At 68.6% G+C, this 18,380-nt stretch carries 17 protein-coding genes and 3 pseudogenes; 9 read left to right on the forward strand and 11 right to left on the reverse strand.

Going from position 1 to position 18,380, the window contains the following annotated elements:
- Nucleotides 1-166: 166 nt before the first annotated feature.
- A complete protein-coding gene (locus ACFW9D_RS16675; RefSeq protein WP_384622626.1) occupies nt 167-349 on the reverse strand; it encodes a DUF1737 domain-containing protein in 183 nt (60 codons plus the stop codon).
- A 721-nt stretch (nt 350-1,070) separates the two neighbouring features.
- Nucleotides 1,071-2,210: an ArsR/SmtB family transcription factor gene (locus ACFW9D_RS16680; RefSeq protein WP_384622629.1), complete on the reverse strand. Its 1,140-nt coding sequence runs from the start codon at nt 2,208-2,210 to the stop codon at nt 1,071-1,073.
- A 260-nt stretch (nt 2,211-2,470) separates the two neighbouring features.
- Between ACFW9D_RS16680 and ACFW9D_RS16685 the strand changes: the two genes are divergently transcribed.
- The 4 genes and pseudogenes from ACFW9D_RS16685 (at nt 2,471) to ACFW9D_RS16700 (ending at nt 6,323) form a co-directional block, all read left to right on the forward strand.
- Nucleotides 2,471-3,049 carry a hypothetical protein gene (locus ACFW9D_RS16685; protein ID WP_384622632.1) on the forward strand — a complete coding sequence of 193 codons (579 nt, stop codon included), beginning with the start codon at nt 2,471-2,473 and terminating at the stop codon, nt 3,047-3,049.
- A gap of 613 nt (nt 3,050-3,662) precedes the next feature.
- A complete protein-coding gene (locus ACFW9D_RS16690; RefSeq protein WP_384622634.1) occupies nt 3,663-4,553 on the forward strand; it encodes a hypothetical protein in 891 nt (296 codons plus the stop codon).
- A pseudogene (locus ACFW9D_RS16695) lies at nt 4,490-5,004 on the forward strand (IS5 family transposase); the annotation flags it as partial. The gene ACFW9D_RS16690 and the pseudogene ACFW9D_RS16695, both read left to right, overlap by 64 nt.
- Before the next feature lie 1,037 nt (nt 5,005-6,041).
- Nucleotides 6,042-6,323: a hypothetical protein gene (locus ACFW9D_RS16700; RefSeq protein ID WP_384622637.1), complete on the forward strand. Its 282-nt coding sequence runs from the start codon at nt 6,042-6,044 to the stop codon at nt 6,321-6,323.
- A 709-nt stretch (nt 6,324-7,032) separates the two neighbouring features.
- Here ACFW9D_RS16700 and ACFW9D_RS16705 read toward each other — a convergent pair.
- The gene (locus ACFW9D_RS16705; protein WP_384622640.1) at nt 7,033-7,554 is read right to left on the reverse strand and encodes an RICIN domain-containing protein; all 522 of its coding nucleotides are present in this window, start codon (nt 7,552-7,554) and stop codon (nt 7,033-7,035) included.
- Between the two features lie 316 nt (nt 7,555-7,870).
- Here ACFW9D_RS16705 and ACFW9D_RS16710 point away from each other — a divergent pair, with 316 nt between their 5' ends.
- Nucleotides 7,871-8,143, forward strand: a complete 273-nt coding sequence (locus tag ACFW9D_RS16710) for a hypothetical protein (protein WP_384622641.1) — start codon at nt 7,871-7,873, stop codon at nt 8,141-8,143.
- Between the two features lie 632 nt (nt 8,144-8,775).
- A complete protein-coding gene (locus tag ACFW9D_RS16715) occupies nt 8,776-9,237 on the forward strand; it encodes a hypothetical protein (RefSeq protein WP_384622643.1) in 462 nt (153 codons plus the stop codon).
- A gap of 469 nt (nt 9,238-9,706) precedes the next feature.
- Here ACFW9D_RS16715 and ACFW9D_RS16720 read toward each other — a convergent pair whose 3' ends face one another.
- Together ACFW9D_RS16720 and ACFW9D_RS16725 are read right to left on the reverse strand one after the other, a co-directional pair.
- The gene (locus ACFW9D_RS16720) at nt 9,707-10,354 is read right to left on the reverse strand and encodes a nucleoside deaminase (protein ID WP_384622646.1); all 648 of its coding nucleotides are present in this window, start codon (nt 10,352-10,354) and stop codon (nt 9,707-9,709) included.
- A 124-nt stretch (nt 10,355-10,478) separates the two neighbouring features.
- Nucleotides 10,479-10,937: an SsgA family sporulation/cell division regulator gene (locus ACFW9D_RS16725; protein ID WP_384622648.1), complete on the reverse strand. Its 459-nt coding sequence runs from the start codon at nt 10,935-10,937 to the stop codon at nt 10,479-10,481.
- A 340-nt stretch (nt 10,938-11,277) separates the two neighbouring features.
- On the opposite strand from ACFW9D_RS16725, the gene ACFW9D_RS16730 reads away from it, so the two are divergent.
- Entirely contained in the window at nt 11,278-11,940 is a 663-nt protein-coding gene (locus ACFW9D_RS16730; RefSeq protein WP_384622651.1) for a hypothetical protein, read from the forward strand.
- Between the two features lie 143 nt (nt 11,941-12,083).
- On the opposite strand, the pseudogene ACFW9D_RS16735 reads toward ACFW9D_RS16730, so the two are convergent.
- The 3 genes and pseudogenes from ACFW9D_RS16735 to ACFW9D_RS16745 form a co-directional block, all read right to left on the reverse strand.
- Nucleotides 12,084-12,230, reverse strand: a pseudogene (locus ACFW9D_RS16735) (IS5/IS1182 family transposase); the annotation flags it as partial.
- A gap of 85 nt (nt 12,231-12,315) precedes the next feature.
- Nucleotides 12,316-12,684 (reverse strand): DUF1214 domain-containing protein, encoded by a 369-nt coding sequence (locus tag ACFW9D_RS16740; RefSeq protein WP_384622654.1) that lies wholly within the window; start codon nt 12,682-12,684, stop codon nt 12,316-12,318.
- 25 nt (nt 12,685-12,709) lie between these two features.
- A complete protein-coding gene (locus ACFW9D_RS16745) occupies nt 12,710-13,654 on the reverse strand; it encodes a DUF1254 domain-containing protein (RefSeq protein ID WP_384622656.1) in 945 nt (314 codons plus the stop codon).
- Nucleotides 13,655-13,817: 163 nt separating this feature from the next.
- Between ACFW9D_RS16745 and ACFW9D_RS16750 the strand changes: the two are divergent.
- Nucleotides 13,818-14,102 (forward strand): annotated as a pseudogene (locus ACFW9D_RS16750) (peptidase dimerization domain-containing protein); the annotation flags it as partial.
- A gap of 475 nt (nt 14,103-14,577) precedes the next feature.
- Nucleotides 14,578-15,195, forward strand: a complete 618-nt coding sequence (locus ACFW9D_RS16755; RefSeq protein ID WP_384622658.1) for a hypothetical protein — start codon at nt 14,578-14,580, stop codon at nt 15,193-15,195.
- A gap of 80 nt (nt 15,196-15,275) precedes the next feature.
- On the opposite strand, the gene ACFW9D_RS16760 is transcribed toward ACFW9D_RS16755, so the two are convergent.
- The 3 genes from ACFW9D_RS16760 to ACFW9D_RS16770 all read right to left on the reverse strand — a co-directional run bounded on the left by ACFW9D_RS16760 (nt 15,276) and on the right by ACFW9D_RS16770 (nt 18,126).
- Nucleotides 15,276-16,430 carry a 12-oxophytodienoate reductase gene (locus ACFW9D_RS16760; protein WP_384622661.1) on the reverse strand — a complete coding sequence of 385 codons (1,155 nt, stop codon included), beginning with the start codon at nt 16,428-16,430 and terminating at the stop codon, nt 15,276-15,278.
- Complete coding sequence (locus ACFW9D_RS16765) at nt 16,427-16,957, reverse strand: nuclear transport factor 2 family protein (RefSeq protein WP_384622663.1); 531 nt, start codon at nt 16,955-16,957, stop codon at nt 16,427-16,429. Before ACFW9D_RS16765 ends, ACFW9D_RS16760 begins: the two co-directional genes overlap by 4 nt.
- Before the next feature lie 422 nt (nt 16,958-17,379).
- Nucleotides 17,380-18,126 carry a hypothetical protein gene (locus tag ACFW9D_RS16770; protein ID WP_384622665.1) on the reverse strand — a complete coding sequence of 249 codons (747 nt, stop codon included), beginning with the start codon at nt 18,124-18,126 and terminating at the stop codon, nt 17,380-17,382.
- Between the last annotated feature and the right edge of the window lie 254 nt (nt 18,127-18,380).

An 18,380-nucleotide genomic window follows, 5' to 3' on the forward strand; every position in this document is an offset into this window, starting at 1 on the left:
CACTGATTACCAGGCGGTGGTGAGGCTGCCTCGGTTCCCCTTTTTAACGGACTGACTAGTCGTCAGTCTCCTTTTGTTCCTGCAGAATTCGATACGCATCGGAACTGATGATGAGTCAGCTCCTTTTTATGGCGCAGATGTTGAGGTCATCTATTCCTCAAAGCCGTTACTGCTTCGGCCAGATGAGTGCCTGGGCGACGATGACGTTGGTGCCGTTGAAGGTGACAGCGGGGCCTTCGTGTAGCTCGTAGCCGAGGCTGAGCATCTCGCTCACACGTTGGCAGAACGTGGCGTCGTCTGGGCCTGTCAGGACTCGGTAGACGGGCAATCCATTGGGTGGTGTGCTCATGTGAGGAAGGATCTCAGACTTTCATGACGACCAGGCCAGGCCCTAGTTGCGGAAGGTCACCACTTCAGCTGGCAGTTCGTGAACGCTCGTCAGTCGTGGATTGGTTGATGTGTGGGCCGGGGTCTACTGTTTGCCTGCCCACACGTGTGTGTCAGGCCATCATGCCGGCGACGCCCCTGCGGCCGTCCGGGACGCCTTCGATTGTCACGATGGTCTGTTTGCGGATGTCTTCGCCGAGGACGCTGACCAGTGCTTCGGTGATGGTGGTGACGAACTCTGCTGCTGCTCATGCCCCGGATGGTGCCGGGCCAAGAAGCTCCGCGTGCCGCGGGCCCTGCAGTCGTTTTCGCTGGCGCCGCGTCATCTCTCTTTGCTCTCCCACCCGTTCTTCGACAGGCCGATGAGCGTGAACGAGTTCGCCGCTCGCCTTCAGGCCGCTCCGGCGACGGCGAGTCTGCTGGTGAGCGATCTGAGCTCGCAGGGTTTGGAGCAGCACCAGGACGAGGCGGACCGTCGCAGGCGGATTGTCGGCATCACGGCCGGTCAGCAATTTGCGATCACTGCCTGGCTGGCCCCGGGTGTGGCCGGCCGGCGCAAGGCGCTGGCTCCCCTGACGTCGGTTCAGCGTCGGGTCTTTGTCGACACTCTCCTGGCTTACGAGGCCGCTGTGAGCAGCGGGGGGCTGGCTGTGCCGGGTCGGCCGGCTTTGCTTGATGTGGCATTAGTTTCGGTTCGGGAGGTTGGGTCGGTGGTTGACGGCGGGGTCCGTCGGGGTGTCGGTTCGGGCTGTGGGCGGCAGCTGGCTGGCACGGGCTGCGTTCTCTTGTGCTGGTGAGTTGGCGAGTGCCGTGCCGAGGGTGGTTCTCGTGTAGCGGACGATGCGGCCTCGGCGGTGTCGGTCGACCAGTCGTGCGCGTAGCAGGATGCCGAGGTGGTAGGACACGGTTGCGTTGCTCCAGCCGGTTTTCTGGCTCAGTTCGGCTGTGGAGGCGGGGGTGTCGAGTGTGGTCAGGAGTGCGGCTCTGGTCGTGCCTATGAGTCCTGCCAGGGCTGTTTCCGTCGTGTCTGTGGGGCGTTCGCCGAGGGTGGCGATGCCGCGTGCGCGGTAGATGAGCATGGGTGGGTGGGGGTGTTCGGCGGCGAACAGTACGGGGCCGACGTGTGTTGTGGCGGGGACGAAGAGGATTCCTTCGTGGGCCCAGTCGATGGTTCCGGAGTAGGTGCGTTCCAGTACGAGTTCGGTGCCGGTCCATTGCATGCGTTCGCCGAGTTCGTCGAGGACTGCTGCTGCGCCGTGCGTGGCCATCTTGTCGGCGCGGTTGCTGATGTCGGCGTTGGCGATCGCTTGGATTCGTGGCCAGTGTGGTGTGAGTACGGTCTCGAACAGGGTTGCCATTGCTGTGGCGGCCATTGTTGCCACGGTGGCGCCGCCTTTGCGTGCGGTTGTCTCGAGTGCGGTTGGTATGGGTCGGCGCCAGCGCTCGTAGGCTGCCTGGCTCGGGTGCAGTGCGAGGACGTGGGGCCACACGCGTCGGCCGCGGATGGCGATGTCGAGTTGGTAGTCGACTTCTTCGGGCGGGGTGGCTGCGATGCGGGCAGCGACCTCTTGCATTGTTTCGCCTGGGCGTGGCACGGGGGTCAGGAAGTCCGGGGTGTAGCTGTGGTCGGTGGGGATCAGTGCCTGTAGCAGTGCCAGCTGGGTCGGCGGGAGTGTCTGGCGTGCTCGGGTGTACCAGTGTCGTGCGTGGGCTGCTGGGTGGTGGGTGCCGTGGCGTAGTACGCCGAGGATTTCGATGGCTGCGGACGTGGCGAATCGTGATCTGCTCCATGCCTGTGCGTCTAGTTGCACCCTCATCGCCATGTCGTGAGTGTCGCATCGCTGCCGGGGTGGGGGCTGGTGGATTCGAAGGGTTTCGAATGCGTGGAAGTCGTTGCTGCTGCCGGCGGATGGTGGTCCGTGACCGTGTCGCCACGTTCCAGGGAGGCGTTTTGAGTTTCGATCGGGCATCTGCGGACTGTGATCGCGGCGGGGCTGCGGGGGTTGTCAGTCGGCGTGGCATCGTGCGTATGGGGAGCGTCTTGGGTGCGGTGGGGCTCCTGGCCGCTGCTACGCCGGCTTCGGTGTCGGTCGCTGGTGATGGTCCGGGTGGGGATCCTGCGCTGCGCAAGCCGATCCTGGTCGGTGCCAATCCGGGTCTTCAGCTCTTCGACGGGTCGGGGGCGTGTACGGCTTATCTGTCCACCTGGCAGGTGGACTGGTCCATCCATGGTGCGGGGAACGCTTTCGTTCTGTGGCGTCCGGACGGAGTGAGGGCGGTCGGTGAGGATCCGGAGCTCACGCTCTGGCTGGCCGATCACTTCGTCCGTCACTTCCCCGAACTCGATGGTCTGCCCTGGCCCGCTCCCCGGTTCCGCCGGGCTGCGGTCCAGGTTCGGCTCGATCTCGCTTCCGGGCTGCGGGCTGGGGGTGGAGGCATTGAGGTGAGGTTGGGCGATGTGCTCGACCGGCGTGCTTTCGCCACCGATGGGTTTCCGCTGGCCGGTGTGGAGCACAGTTTGAGTCTGGTGACCGGCCCGTGTGGGCGGGCCTGGGTGCGCGTTGACGGGCGGCTCCAGCCCGGCGAGATCAGCCGGGGTGGGAGTCCGGGGCGTCCGTCGTCGTCGGCGTTCCTCGCTGCTGCTGAGGTGTGGCGCGCCTGATTTCCGGGAGGGTGAGCATGGTCGCGGCGCGGTCGCAGTCGCGGTCGGGGTCGGGGTCGGGTCGGTGTGTCCGGCGGCGTTGGCCTGTCCTCGGGGTGGTGTCGGGTCCTCCGCGGGGGTGGGGATCCGGCCCGGGGGCCAGGCGGGCATGGCGGCGGTCGGTATCCGGCGTAGGGCGGGCTGTTGGCAGGGGCGCGTCGGGGGTGTGGTGTCGGCGGGGCGGTTCAGGGGGTGACGATGGGGAAGGCGCGGTCCGGGGTGGCCGTGCAGGAGAGGAGCCGGGTCAGAGTGCCGGGTCGCCGTCGGTGTGGATGTCCCGTCTCCTGTCCCTCCGGCCGGCCCCCTCACCAGTGGCCTGCACCTGGTTCTTTCCGGTCTCTTCCCGGCGCCGGTCGCGCATCGAGGCGGCTCTGGCGCGCGACCGGCGTGAGGGGGTCGTTCCGAGGACGCCGACGGCCTGGCCGTACATGCCGCGAGCCACGTACCTCTGCCAGCTGGGGCTTGGGGGCTGACACCGCCGGGGGCTCCTGGGAATCCGGGCGTGCCGCCGCAGGGGTTCGTGCCCGTGCGGCCTCCGGAGGGCGGGAACGCTGCGGTGTTCACCGTCGGGGCTGTGGCGATCGGGGCTGAGTCCGTGATCGCCGCGCTGGTTGGCGTCCTGTACCTCCTGCAGTCCGACTCCCATGGAGGCGAAGGCGGTCTCGGATGGCTGTTCGGCACCATGTTCGCCCTCGTGCTGCTGGCAGTCATTTCGATGATCGCAGGGCTGGCCGTTTCGGCGATGGCGGTGCTTCCCCTCGTTCTCCTCGGGCGTGTGGTGGCGCGCCGTACGGGTCGGCGGGACAGCTGGCAGCTCACCCTGGCCACCGTGGCGGTCGGTGCCGTCGCCCTGGCGCTGCTCATCGGCTCCTGCATGCTCCTGGCCGGCTTCGGCGACCTGCTCGTCTATCCCATCCTTGCCCTCAGCCCATTCGTCGGGCTGGCACCCGCGGCCCTGTGCGCCCGGGCGGCGGGGAACCCCGGAAAGCCCGGGGCCCGTTGGCGGGTGCTCGGGGGCGTGGCGCTGGGCGGTCTGGGGCTGCTCGCGGTGACGCTTGCGGTCGGGGTCGCGGCGTACAGCTCAGGGATTCTCAAGATCTACGAACCGCCCCTGCTCATGGAAGCCGACATGGTCGGCGTCTGGACGGACGGCGACGGCGGAAGCCTCCGCTTCGAGGCGGACGGCACGGTGACGGCGGAGGGCGTCAACGAGTACGAGGCCACGGGTGAGCAGTCCGGTGCCTGCAACGGCACCGGGACATGGCAGCTGGCCGAGAACGAGGGTGTCGGTCGGCCGCTCGAGCTCAGCATCGCGGACTGCGAGAGCCCGTCCTTCGGCTGGGACATCGGCGGTACGGAGGAACACCCGACGGTCTTCACCTGGATCGGCGAGCCGGATTCAGGTCAGCGGTACATCCTCACGCGGCAGACGACCATGCCCTGGGACGGTCCCGCGGAGGACTGACCGCCAAGGTCCGCCTCGCCGCGGACAGCAACTGCCGATCACTCGCGATTGTCCTCACGCCCGGCCAGGCAGGTGGTGCACCGGCATTCCCCGAAGTCATGGCCGCTTACGGGTGCTCCGTCCCATAGGCCGGCCCAGGGTCACGCCGGACGTGGTCCTGGGCCGGCAAAACCTACTCTTCCCGCGCCAACTGGGGCTACTTCCGAAAGCGCGGAATCCGCTGCCGATCCCGGAGCCCGCCGACCAGGCAGCCAACCGCAAACGGCGCGGCCGACTCGGCGGCCGTCCGGCAGCCTTCGAACGCGAGGCCTACAAGCAGCGGAACAGCATCGAGCGGTGCATCAACAGGCTCAAGCAATGGCGCGGCCTGGCCACCCGTTACAACAAGACCGCCACCATCTACCTCGCCGGACTCCACATCGCCGCCATCTTCATCTGGTCGGCGAGATGATCCGAGGGAAACTGTCTAACGGTTCGGCCCCTGCCGCCTCGTCCCCCTACTCACCACAGCGCTCAGCGTGCCGACCCCCCGCGGTACGCACGCAAGGGCCGGCGTGAACCCTGCTACGGACGCGAGCGCCTGGGCCTGCTTCGCGTGAAGGGCGACGTCATCGCGCTGCACTCCCTCCGCTGGCCCGACGAGATCCACTCCCCCGCAACTCGGCCCGCCCGCCGTCGACCTGCCGGAGGAGGAGATCGACGAGGCGCTCCTCCTGATCGACTCCATGACCCGTGAGGGGCCCATCGCCGAGGCGGAGTGGGCCGTCGACCGGTGCACGGCCGCGCTCGAGGACGTGATCGCGGCGAAGGCGCATGGGAAGAAGCCGCCCGCCGCGGTCGAGGAGGAGGCGCCGGCCGGGGCCATCGTCGACCTCATGGCCGCACTGGAGCAGTCCGTACAGAAGGGCCCAGGCCTCACGCAGCGACGGCAGCGAGGCAGATGCGCACGAGCTGAAACCGAAGAAGAAGGCCGCGAAGAAGGCCCCGGCCAAGAAGCCGGCGGCGACGAAGTCCGCCGCGCGGCGGTCGAAGCCGGCGTAGCCGGTCCTGGCTCCTGCGGAGGGAGAACAGCAAGTTCACCAGGGGACCGGCAGAGTCAGCGGAGACGGCCGAAGCGCCTGCACGCCCAGGAGCAGGCTGCGCAGCACAGGACTGGAAAGGAAGCCGGGGGGCTTGCAGTGAAGCGAGCCCTGGCGGCGGCCGGCGCGGTCCTGCTCATCCTCGCCGGAGCAGCAGCATGCGGTTCCAGCACCGACAGCGACGCCAGCGGGTACAGTGCCTCAGCCACAGAAAGCCCGGACACGGGGCGCTCACGTTCCCCGGAGCCCCGGCAGACTGATTCCGCAGAATCCGAGTCTCAGCCCGTCACGCATGCCGACCCGATTCTCAAGGTCGGCGAGACCATCCACGTCACGACGACCGAGTACAACGACGACGCCCGCCTGAGTGGCACCGCCGACATCACGCCGCACTCCGTCAAGGAATACAGTGCCGCAGACCTGCCGGACAACGGCCGACCTCGCCAAAGGCGAGGAACTGGCGGTCATCACCTTCCGCGTGAAGAACACGGACGGCACCGAGATCAGCATGATCCCGTACGACAGCCTGGACACGTGGACGGGACAGGACGGGAAGACCGCCAGAGTCGGGACCGGATTCTTCAGCGAGGACGAAGCCTCCCAAGACCTGGGCGGGACATCGAGCCTGAAGCCCGGGGAGTTCCTCAAGGGCCCCACCGTTGCGATCTTCCCCGGCACTCAGCCCGGCTGACTGCACGTCCAGGACGAGAGCGGGAAGCACCTCTTCCTTCGACATCGCGACCAAGGGAGTCGGATAGTCGGTCCCACCCATGGGGTAGTCCCCGCACCACCCGGGCCAGGGGACTTCCCGCTGCGCACGGATCACTGCTGCTCGAATGTCTCGAAGTGGACGGCATCGGTCCCGACACGTCCGCCGGGGCGCGGCCAGTGGTCCGCGCACGGTGACCGCCTGGCCCCGGGAGGGGCGGACGGCGCTGCGCCTGTGGTGTCCTGCTCAGAGAGCAAGGACGGTGTGGAGTGCTTGGTCGGTCCGGGCCATGGCGTCCGGTGCGACGTCGCCGCGGCGGCTGGACCGGCGAAGCAGGTCGTCGTGAGCTGCTGGATGTTGACGGCGGCAGCGGTGCCGTGGAGCGGGGCGGTCGCTCCACGGACAGGGCCGTGTCGGGGTAGCGGCCGGGCGAGTGCAGCACGATGACGAGGGCGGCCCCGTACGCGGCCTCCAGGCCGGAGTGGGTGATGCCGAGGACGTCGCGCCTGTCGGCGAGAGTCCAGACTCCGCGCTGGATCTCATGGGTCGCAGAGTTCCCTCGCCTGCCATGTCCTGGCCGAGGCCGAGGTCGGCGAGCTGGTGCGCGGCGTCGAGGGTGCGGCGCAGCGTCCGCACCCGTGGCTACCGCACCGCGTGACCGGTCTGCCAGCATGAATCCGGTTTTGAGTCGTTAGGGCAGGAACAGGTGCCACTGCCGGTCTCGCTCGTCGCCCTCCGCCCCGCTCTGCTTGATCACCTGGGAGTTGTTGGAGTCGCTCTGAAGGAGTAGGCCGCTGTTCCGGTTCGCGATCTCGTACGCGGCCGGGATGCCGGCGCCTACCCGGACCAGCCTCCACTGCTGGTGGTGTGCGTCGTCACCCTCGTAGTCGCGCTGCGCAGGGATCGCCCCTGACTCACTCGTCGCGCCGGGAATCTCCAGAGCCTTGCCGCTGCCCACGTTCTCGATCTTGTAGAGAACTTCGCCGTTCTCCTCACCCACGACGACCAGCCGCCACTTCTGGTCATCTCTCGGGCTGCTCAACTTCTGGACGATCTGGGCCCCGTCCTTCACGGACTCCCTGAGCACCCCCATCCGCAACCTGCTGCGGACGCTCGCCCAGCAGACCACCGTGTCCGATTCGGGCAGCCCAGCCCCCTCCGCCGAGGCGGAGTCGTCGCTGGCGGTTGCTTCTTCCGTCGTCCCCATCGTCATCCCTTCAGACTCACCAATGGACGTCACATACAGTAGCGAAGCAACCTCACGCAGTCACAGAACAGTTCAGGTGTCAAGATCAATTCCAGGCGCGTCACAAGTGTGACTGAACGCGGTAGGTGGCCCGGATGGACAACTCCGATCCACAGATCTGAGAAGGGAGCCGGAGCGCCGTGTCGTCGTGCTCGCTTCGTGGATGGCCCCGGCTTCCAGGCCCAGGGTTCCCGGGCAGGTGACCGGGCTTGCAACCGGTACCTAGGTACAGGTTTACCGTCGGAGGTGTCCCCGCCGGGGATGTGACGACGGGATTGAGTTCATGAGTGATCTGGCGTGGGTGCCGCCGTCCTGCACGCTGCCCACCGAGGAGCGGCCGCTGCGGGTCGGGGAGTGGGATGAGCTGTTCGCAGAGCGGCTGACCGCGCTGTCGCGGCCTGGCCCCCTGCGGCTGCGCCTGGAACTGGCCGGCGGTCCCAGCGTCGAGGAGCGGGTGCGGAACCTGGCGGAGCGGGAGGGCGGCTGCTGCTCGTCCTTCACCTTCACCGTCACCCCGGACAAGAACCTGATCGGCCTGGACATCGCCGTGGACTAGGAGCACGCCGCAGTCTTGGACGCCCTGGCCGCTCGGACGGCCGCTCTATCACCCGTCTCGGGCGTGAGCCCGCTCACGGTTGTACCGCAGAAGATCACAATCCAATTGCAGCTCCACACAGTCGACTTGATGACCAATCGGATCGCGACACATGACCAGAAAACGCAGCGCTCAGCCGTCCAGCCCCCGTCGCTGCCGCGAATGCGGTGCAGTTGCACAGCTACTGAAAACAGCCTTGCCATGCTCGCCGTGTGGTTGCGGAAGAGGGAACGAGCCAGGCCGGTGGACCGGCAACAGGCCGCCGGTGCAGCCTGGCGAGTTCACTGTGGCCGAAAAGCATCAGCACGTCTCCGCCACCTTCGCCTTCCTCGCCGCCTACCGCTGACCCGGACCGCCCCGTGCCAGCGGCACCATCACTCTGGAAAGAACGCCCCCGGCACCAGGACCGGGTCCGTCCGGCCGACCGCGCACCTCAGGGGGAAGGTTCAGAACGCGGCGCAGACAACTCGGTGAAGGCACCCTCCCCCGCGCCAATGCCCGGTGCACACGCCCCACCCTCGGGTGATCGCCTATGCTGATCGGCCGCACCGGGCCGGTGCGGCTGGCCGGATGACCGGGGGATGGATGTGAGGGTGCGCGCGCCACGCTGTGTGCTCGCGGCTGCGGTCGCCATGGCCGCCTGCTCCGGCCCGATCCACGAGGACCGCAACCGTCAGTACGTCCAGCAGCGGACGGCTGCGCAGTGTGCCGAGGAGATCGGGCGTCTGAACGAGGCCCGGTTCGAGGATTCGGTCCGTGCCGCAGAGGAACGGAGTCTCGGCGTCGCCCACCTCACCGCCTTCGCCGTGGATGCGTCCTGCGGTGACGCCATCGATGCCGCCAGCAGACGCTGCTTGCGTGAGGCCGAGCAGGTAAGGGCGGACAGGCAGCCCGAGGACCCCGCCGTGACCGAACAGCCGCCGCGCGACAAGGCGCTGGACGATTCCGACCCCGACGAGCTCCTCGCCGAGGTGCACGGATTCTCGACCGAGTGCGGCTGGGCGGTCCTCGACGTGCTCACTGGTCGACGGGCGCACCCGTTGACCCGGCCATAGCCCACAGCCCTCGGATTTGGACCATGCGCGGGTACTCGTTCCATGGCTCGGCCACAGTCCGCAGTCCGCTCATGACACCGCCTCGGGCATCTCCAGCGGCACAGAGGAGAGGGCAACGACGTCCGCCGAAGGCGCCCGAGGCAGCAACCGCGGCACCCTGGTCGCCACGAAGACAGCGCCGCCTTCCTCCCCCTGGCTGGGCAGCTCTGGCACGCGGCACCCTGCACCCTGCACCCTGCACCCAGGCAGAAGGAAGCGTGGACGAATGGTCCCGGGAAGAACCGCGCACAGCCGTCACGGTCCGGCGCGTTGCCCGTGTCGCAAGCACCCAACCTGCTTCACCCTCGTTTCACCAGGCCGCTACCTCGGTGCTGGAACACCGGGCACGGACACGACGCACAGTTGTCCGCCAGCGACTCCTGACCGACATGGAGAAGTGAACGTCAATGAGCTCTCTGCCATTGGCCGGTCAAGGCTGCAGCCGGAGTCGGCGGGCATCTGCGGCCTCGCTGACAGCCGACCACACAGGTGCCAGCCACAGCTCGAGTGTCGCGGCAGAGGGCAGGCCCGCAGGCAGGTTGTCGTGCAGGCGAGCGGTCTCCGGTTCCAGTTCCCGGCAGCGGACGACAATCTCCGATTCCGCCCCGTCCCGGTGAGCTTCCGAGACGCTTCGGAGGAACATGACGTTGGCAGCGACCAGCCAACTCTGCTGGTTCATACCCGGCACGCCTGAGGAACCACTGTTCCCGCTGGCAACCGCCCAAGGGTCAGGAGCCAGGAACCGTACCGACCCCACGCCGGTGAAGGACGCCGCGGCCGTGCACATCGAGCAGGGTTCCTGCGTGCTCCACAGGGTCAGGCTGGACATCTCCCACTCCGTGCGAGCCACCCCCAGGGCGTTCATCTCGGCGTGTGCCAGCGGTGTCCCACGCAGCGGGCCTGCCCAGGGACCATCGTCGTACGCGCAGTTGCGTCCCTGTGCCAGAACGGACCCGGCCGAGTCCGTCAGTACCGCCCCGACGGCCAGACCTCCCGCTTTCAGCGCCTCGTACGCCAACGCCAGACAACGCCTGACAGCCTCAGGTGCCGTCGCCCACTCCGCATCGAAGGTCTCCATGCGGCACTCTCCCACGACGCCAGGACTGCACGGCAACTGCGAGGTTGAGGAAGCACCCGGGACGTCGGTCAGCGCCTGCACCTGGGAACCGGCGCGACGCGGCGTTCCCGCGGCCTGCCTCGGGTCAACGCCCCGGCAGGCGGCCTCGGCCAGATCCCGCTTCGGTGTCCAGGAACCGGGCCAGCGCCGCATCGATCCAGCCGGGCTGTGTCTCCTCCCCGAACGGGACCAGGGCGTGGCTGTGCTCCAAGTACACGAGCAGCGCCTGGAAGCTGAGCTCCATGCGGGCGCCTCCGCGCACGCCACGGACCTGTAACTGCACCGTCGGAGGCCGGTCGGGCTCCAGGACCGGCCACACCGTCACCGCCCCGGTTTCCACCACCTCACCGAGGCCGGCCGTCAGTACTTCACGCGGGACGATCAGGCGCAGGGCCGGGCAGACGGAACGTGCGCTGAGTGAGACCACGAGCGGATCCTCGGCGTGGTAGCGCAGGACGATGTCGCAGGGTCTGCCCGTGTCCCCTGGCAGGGCGACGAATCCCCGTGCAACGGCCTCGAGTGTCCTGTCCCCGCCCCGGCTCATGTCAGCCCCTCCGCCTCATCCTATTCACTTGGCACATGCCAGCGATCCTGTCCGGATCAAGCTAGCCACTGGGCCGAACAGGAGAGGCCTCAACGGGCTGGGACGACGCGAAGGCGCACGTGACAAGTTCGATGATTCGCACACCCATTCCGGCGATTCCTGTGGAAGCACGAGCTCCAGTGGCTCGCTCAGGTCTGCACGAAGCGGACCGCGGACCGTGTGCATCCAGCTGAGGATCGACGTACCGTCGCGCTCGGAACCGTCGCCTCGTAGCTGAACCCCGTAGGCACAAGAAGCGCGGCGCTACGCTCGCCACGGTCCACACCGCATCGGAGAGCTGATGACGAACGGCATCGCCTGGATAGGCGCGCACCACTCCACCCCCAAGACCGCCGCACTGTCGGGGATGCTCGGCGGCATCTCGCTCACTGTGGCGCGAGGCCTGGAGCCGGACGATTTCCTCATGGCGCTGGGGGCAGATCCCGACGACTTGGACGCGCGGATTCCGTTCAGGGAACTGGCTGTTCCGGCGGGGCGGCCGGGCGGGCCTTCGCCTCGGGTGAACCCGGTCATGTATGGGGCCTGCGGCGAATGGGTGTATGTGCTCGAGGACTGGGGCATGGCGTCGTGGTCCACCGGCTTCCGCAAGCTCGAGGCCATGCGGCCGCGCCCGGGAGACGAAGTCGTCGCCGTCTCCGAGAACCGCTTCAGCCCGGCCGCGCGGGTCCTGCACGTACCCGGTGACGAGCAGGTGCGGCAGGCGGAGTTCGGGGCGACCACCGGCGAGGATTCAGCCCTCGATGCGGCTCTGCGTGCCGCGGGGGCCATCTTCCCCGCGATCGCGGACGTCGGTGAAGCCGCCGTGGTCGCGTACTACGAAGAGCACGGGCCGCGGTTGCCCGAGGCGGTGTTCACCGCCGTCGGCGACTACTGCGGCCTGTCCGTCGACGAGACCACGGTCAAGGCCGGCGGCCTTCCCGGAGCGGTCATCCCCATGCCCTGACTGTCCCGGCGGACAGCACCTGCCTCCACCCGCCGTCCGGGAGGCCGGGCTTGCAGGGGCCTTCTACTGTGCCGTCAGCTTGCAGATGACGGGCCGGCCTCCGCCTACCGAGTACGTGCAGGTGCCGCTGCCATTCATGCGGGTGGCTGAGGAATGACAGCGCGGATGCTCCGACGACGAAGATGGCCCCGGATGGCCCGGGACGAACAGGCGCGGTCGGCCAGGACGGCGTCCGGCCGGGTTCTCGGCCTGCCGGGTCTGCTTCGCGGAAACCGGATGTCGGCCATGAGGGGTGATCCGCCCGTCGCCGACCGCGGACCTGCCGCGCGATCCGCAGCCATCTTCGTCGATCAGGCACTCCACGGGGCCCCACTCTCATCTGGGTACGCGGGTGATGGGCGGGAGGGTGTAGGTGCCGTCGAAGACTGCCGGGCGGGGCTGATACATGCGCAGGATGGGACGGAAGCGGCCGGGCGGGGTGGGCAGCCAGTTGGCGGCGGCTTCGGGATCAGTGGGGCGCTGCGGCCGGAGGTGCAGGGTCAGGGAGCCATCGGGGTCGTGGTGCAGGTGCGGGGTGCGATCGCCGATGGAGTAGCGGTCGATGGAGTTGTCGATGAGGTAGTAGTCGGGCAGGTCGTACATCGTGATCGACCAGAAGGCGTCCACGGGCGGGGGCGCGGTGAAGGTCAGGGTGTAGGTCTGGGTGCCGTCCAGGGGGCGGCCGTCGCCGTCGTTCCAGGTCATGGCGTAGGCGGCTTCATAGGCGTGGTTACCCCACAGTCCAGCGCGGGCGGAGGCGGCACGCACGATGCGGGCGGCGTCCCTGTCCTCGATCACCCACCGGGGGGGTGTTCAGGGCGCCGGTCTCGAAGAAGTCGAGGTTGTAGTCGAAGGCGTGGTAGGTCAGCTTCCACCCGTTCTGCTCGGGACTGCCGCTGTGGGTGGTCGCGTACTCCACTCTTTCCTTGCCCAGTCGGTGGCCGGACGTGAGTGCCTGGGTCGTCTCGGTGGAGGCGGCGGCGTAGGGGGTGGTCTCGTCCAGGAGACCGAGGGGGGCGAACCTCTCCTGGTAGGCCCGGTCGGGGGCAGAGGGCGGGAAGGCCCGCATCCAGGTGCGCAGCTTCTCGAAGAACAGCAACTCGCTGCCGTCAACGCCGTCCTGCGGAGCGGGAAGCCCCGCGGGCGGCGACGTGGCGGGGTCGAGGGGTTCGAGCGTGGTGCCCTGCTGCAGGGCTTGGACGGCGGCCAGGTCGCCGGGGCCGTCACAGGCCCACCGCCCGACGATCGTGGCCACGGCGGTGGGCGCCGCGATCCGGGTGACGCCTGCCGGGACCTCGCCGCTCCAGCCGGCCCCGGTCAGCAGATAGCTCCCGGCGGCGGTGCCGGTGGCGCGTCGGCCGACGTAGGCGAAGTTGTTCGTCCATGCGTCGACGAACTGGAGCACGTAGTAGCGCCCGTCGGTGTCAGGAACGCGCAGCATGAGCGGGCCACCGCTCAGGTCGATCTGGGCGATGGAGTACACGGTGTCGTTGTTGACGCTGACGAAGGTGTCCTTCGGTCCGGCCAGACCAATGGCGTGGCTGAACCCGTTGAACGGGCTCGCCTGCAGCGAGCCCATTCCTTCACGAGTGAAACGGTCGACCTCGTTCAGGTTGAACACCATCGGAAAGCCGTAGACGTACGCCTCCGCCGCCAGCGCCTCTAGATCCGACACCTCACACCGCCCTCCTCCGAAAAGACCGGACAGCCAGCCTCTCCCCGGGCCTCCCATCTCGCCACCGGGATGCCCCGACGGTGCTTCCCGTGTCCCGACGCGGTCCTCGGCCGGCATGTGAGCCCCGGCCCGGAGGGGGTGTGTGCACTCCCCCGGCCTGTCGATGGCCGCGTCGGCCGAGGTCGATGTCGTCGTGCACAGCGGCGGCGGACACGGATCCCTCCCGGAGAAGACGGTCGACCCGATCCTGACCGCGGCGCACATCGTGACGCGTCTGCAGGGCGTCGTCTCGCGGGAGATCGCATCTAAGGACTCCGGTGTCCTCATGGTCGGCCGGTTCCAGGCGGGCACGAAGCACAACAACATCCCACCCCAGGCCCGGCTCGCCCTCACCCTGCGCAGTCATGTCCCCCCCGTCCAGGACACCATGGTGGCGGCGATCCGGCGTATCGCGGAGGACGAATGCGTCATCCTGGGCATCGGCCCTCACGATGACCTCGAGGCGCCAAATGCAGCATGCCTGCAAGCGCGTAGCGAGGAACCGGCCCTGGCAAGGACACGCACCGCTTCGACCCCCCAGTGCCGGTCGAGGACACCGTCGAGTTCAGGTTCGACAACTCGCCGTCACCGCCGTAGACCGACGCCACGTGGTGTGCAGGTCCTCGATCCATCGGGTCGTGATCGTGTACTGCAAGAGCAAGGCGGTCTGTTGACAACCGTTTCACGACAGGCCGCCGGCACGTCCGATGAAGCCGCGCGACCCGAAGCTCGCGCGGTTCCGTCGGAGTTGGACCGGTCCCGGGGCGGCGCCGGTACCATCCGGACCAGTGCGGCGGCACTGCCGGCCGGGAGAGAGGGTACGCGTGGTGCGGGACTGCTGGTTCTGCGGGAACGCCACGACCGCGTCGTGGCACGACCGCGTCATGGGGTTGCATCAGGGCGCCGACACGACCATGACCCGATGGATCGTGGTCCTGCGCACCACGTGGCGCCGGAAAGTCGTCCATGTGCCCCGTTGCGCCCGCTGTCACACCGGGCACCAGATCGAACTGACCACGGCGGTGCTCTCTCTGGCCGCGCTGATCGCCTACGCAGCCAGTGGTCAGCTGGACCGGTTCATCGGCGTTCTGCCGGCCTCGGCCGGAGCGCGGACGGCCGCGGGGATCTGGGCGTTCGTGGCGTGCCTGCCGGGACTCACCTGGCTCGCCATCAGGCAGGGTCGACTGCCCTCGCGGCGGCTGGCACCCCGTCGCCTGAGCCACGCCCGCCACCATCCGGAGTTCGTACGGCTCCTGGAGGAGGGCTGGAAGCCCAGACCGGGCCCCTTCCCCTACTGGGGAAACCCGCCGAACCTCCAGCACCCTCCGCAGCCGGGCAGATTCCGGCGCTTCGCCGGACGCGCCATGGCCCTGGCCGGGACAGGCTGCGCGATCGCGGTCGCCGTCGCCTACTTCCAGGGCTACGAGGAACTGGCCGGAGGTCTCATCGCGGCGACGGCCGGACTGTTCGCCCTGTCCTCGAAGCTCAAACCCGAGCAGTGAGCGCCGCCCGAGCCGAGGCCGGTGGCGGAACGCTGCACCTCGCCGCGCGATCGCCTGCCTGTTCGTGACGCGGGCGCCGTTCAGTGCAGTGGGAGTTGGTGGAGTTGTCTGTCGAATGCGGGCAGGGGGCCCGCGTCGCGGAGCCGGCGGGTGAGGGCGGGGTCGGCCAGGTGCATACGGCCGATCCCGGCGAGGTCGAACTCTCCGCACGCCAGCCGGCGGAGGAGTTCGGGGATGTTGTCGTGCGTACCGGAGTGTCCTTGGCCCATGCTTTCCTGCAGGGTGGCGCCGAGGCCGACGCTGCCGACGGCCATGGCCGGCACGCCGGTCAGGTGTTTCGCCCAGCCGGCCAGTGAGCGGGGCGATCCTTCAAATGCGGGCGCGTCGAATCTGCGGACGCTGGCGTCGAGGACGTCCACTCCCGCGTCGACCAAGGCATTGAGGGCGACTGCGAGTTCTTCCGGGGTATCGGCGATGCGGGCCCGGTAGTCCTGCTGCTTGTGCTGGGAGAAGCGGAAGAAGATCGGCATGTGCGGGCCGATCTCCTGCCGGATCGCTCTGACCACCGCGGCCGGGAAGCGGGTCCTGCGCTCGGTGTCGCCGCCCCAGTGGTCGTCGCGCCTGTTGGTGGCCGACCACAGGAACGAGTCCAGAAGGTATCCGTGGCCCCCGTGCAGCGCGATACCGTCGAATCCCGACTGCATCGCGTGGCGGGCGGAGCGGGCGAACGCGGCGATGACCCCGTCGATGTCATCGTCCGTCATGGCGGCCGTGGGCAGCGAGGCACGGTCGATGTAGTCCTTGGGGTAGTACGTGTGCCCGGGGCGTCCCCACAGACCCGAGGGCCGCATGGGGGCGACAGAGGGATCGACCCCGGCCATCGCGCCCCACAAGGGGCCGACATGCCACAGCTGAGGGACGATCTTCCCGCCTGCCGCGTGGACCGCGTCGACGACCGCGCGCCATCCGTCCCGGGCCTCGGCGGTGTGGAGGCGCGGGACGTTCGGGCTGTCCACGGCCGAGGGGTGGTCGATCGCCACGCCCTCGGTGATGATCAGGCCGGTGCCACCCTCGGCGCGCCGCCTGTAGTAGGCAGCGACGTCAGGACCCGGGATGCCGCGCGGGCAGCGCTCCCGCGTCATCGGGGACATGACGATCCGGTTGGGCAGTTCGAGCGACCTGATCTTCAGGGGTGCGAACAGGACGTCCGTGGGTGCCGGGGCGCCGGTGCTCACAGCGGCTTCTCCAGGAAGCTGTAGAAGTCGGGAGTGTGGTCCTCGCGGAGGCGGGTGAGTCTGCGGTAGCTGATCAGCCACCGTCCGTCGACCCTGCGGTACTCCTCGTGGTAGTGACCGTAACCGTGCAGGTGTTCCTCGCGGTCGCCGTTGGTCCACCACAGCTTGTCCTCCATGGCCCAGATCCCACGTGCCGTGAAGTCGGAGGTGAGCTCGATGATCGGCGTGTGCCCGTGATGGACCGTGGTCAGCGGCACCGGGCCGTCCAGCATGGTGCGGATGGCGTCGGCCAGCAGGTCCTTGCCGAGCACGCGGTTGCGCTCACCTGCCGTCGCGGGCTGCTTGTCGGCGGGAAGGCCGCCCCAGGTCTCACTGATGACGTCGTCGGTGTGCAGTGTCGGGTAGATGTGCCATTCCTTGGTGTCCATGCACCGAAGCCGCTCCGCGAAGACCGCCTTGATCTCCTCGATCGCCAGGAGCTGCTCGGCCGCGCTCAAGGTGACCGCCGTACCGGAACCGTCCCGCATCAAAACCCCTCCCAGAAAACCGATCAGACGCTTGATCCAACCCGGTGGGCATGATCGCACCCGTCCGGCGTCTGTACCTTCTTCCGGATCCCGCTGAACGGGACCCGTGATGCGGTCGGCGGCGGCCTCCTCAGCCAGCCGGTGGGCACGATCACACGTGCCGTATCCGGCCGCCCCGGCGACCGTCAGATGCCCGCAAGCACGGGACGGCGACGAGGACGCCGGCCTGCGGGAGGCAGGCCACTCGGGCAGGGAGGCGCTCTCCCAGGCGTCCTGGAGCGCGGCCTTGGCGGCTGAGTCGATGCAGTCGGCCTCGCCGATGCGATCGGGGCGACGTCTGCATTGGGCGTGAGCTCACTGACAGCCCCGATCCGCCAAGTCCTCGCTCAGCCACGGCGGAGATGCCGCAGGCTTCCGGATGGTCAAGGTGTGGGCGAGGCCTCGGTGATTGCCATCCAGTCTCGGATCGTCTCCTGGTGGGAACCCCTCGCCGTACTCGCAGCCACCGCCTCGGCGTCCTCGACGGAACACGGCGTTCCCGCTCGGGTGAGCAGGACGAGTGGCCACGCAGGGCCCGCGCCGACCGGGTCCCCGTCGAAGGCGGCCCAGTCCCAGGGGCCGTCGAACCGCCATGCCCGGCCGACGGCATCGGCGACCTCGTCACCCGCCTGGAGGGATGCGTATGGGCGCATCAACAGTTCGAAGGTGAAGGGAATCCCATCGCCCGGGTGGATGGTGTACCCCGAGCCATCAAGATGGCTCTCGTCCGGGAACTCGCGATACGACAGACCTCGAGGAAGCACGGTCACGGTCCGGGTGGGATGTGGCAGCCAAGCCGTCTCCAGCGGGGGGTCGTGGTGTTCGACATCCGTCACATGCACCACGGTGGGCGGCACGCCGACCCGGCAGACGTCTCCCGCCTTCAGCAGTTCGGGCGGAGGGTCCGTTCGAAACAGCTCCGCCTCCACCTCAGGCGAGCTCCCGCCGCTGTTCACGCCGAGGGCGACGACCCCGTTCCAGCGCGCGAACTCGTTCTCGGTGTCGATCTCCCACCACGGCCATCGCACCGACACGTGATCCCACGTGACACCCTGCACGACCCTGGTAACCGTGAAGGAGCACGCGACCGACAGCACGTCACCGACCCGGAAGTCCCCCTCATCCATCATTCGGCCAGGGTAGTGGGGTCCTCACGGCGGTACACGTGGGGCCTGCCACCGAGTGACCGGCCCGGTCCCGGGGCCACCTACCGTGCACATGGACCAACCAGCGTGCTCAAGGGCCGCCTTTCGCGGGGGGTGACAAACCCCCGGGTGGGGGTTGGGGCCACATTGGGCGCGGGGGGCGGCGCGGGGGACCCCCCCGCGGGGGGCGGGGGGAGCGGGGGGGGGGGGGGGGGGGGGGGGGGGGGGGGGGGGGGGGG

This window comes from Streptomyces sp. NPDC059524 (genome assembly GCF_042749255.1).
GTDB classification, from domain to species: Bacteria; Actinomycetota; Actinomycetes; order Streptomycetales; family Streptomycetaceae; genus Streptomyces; species Streptomyces xanthii.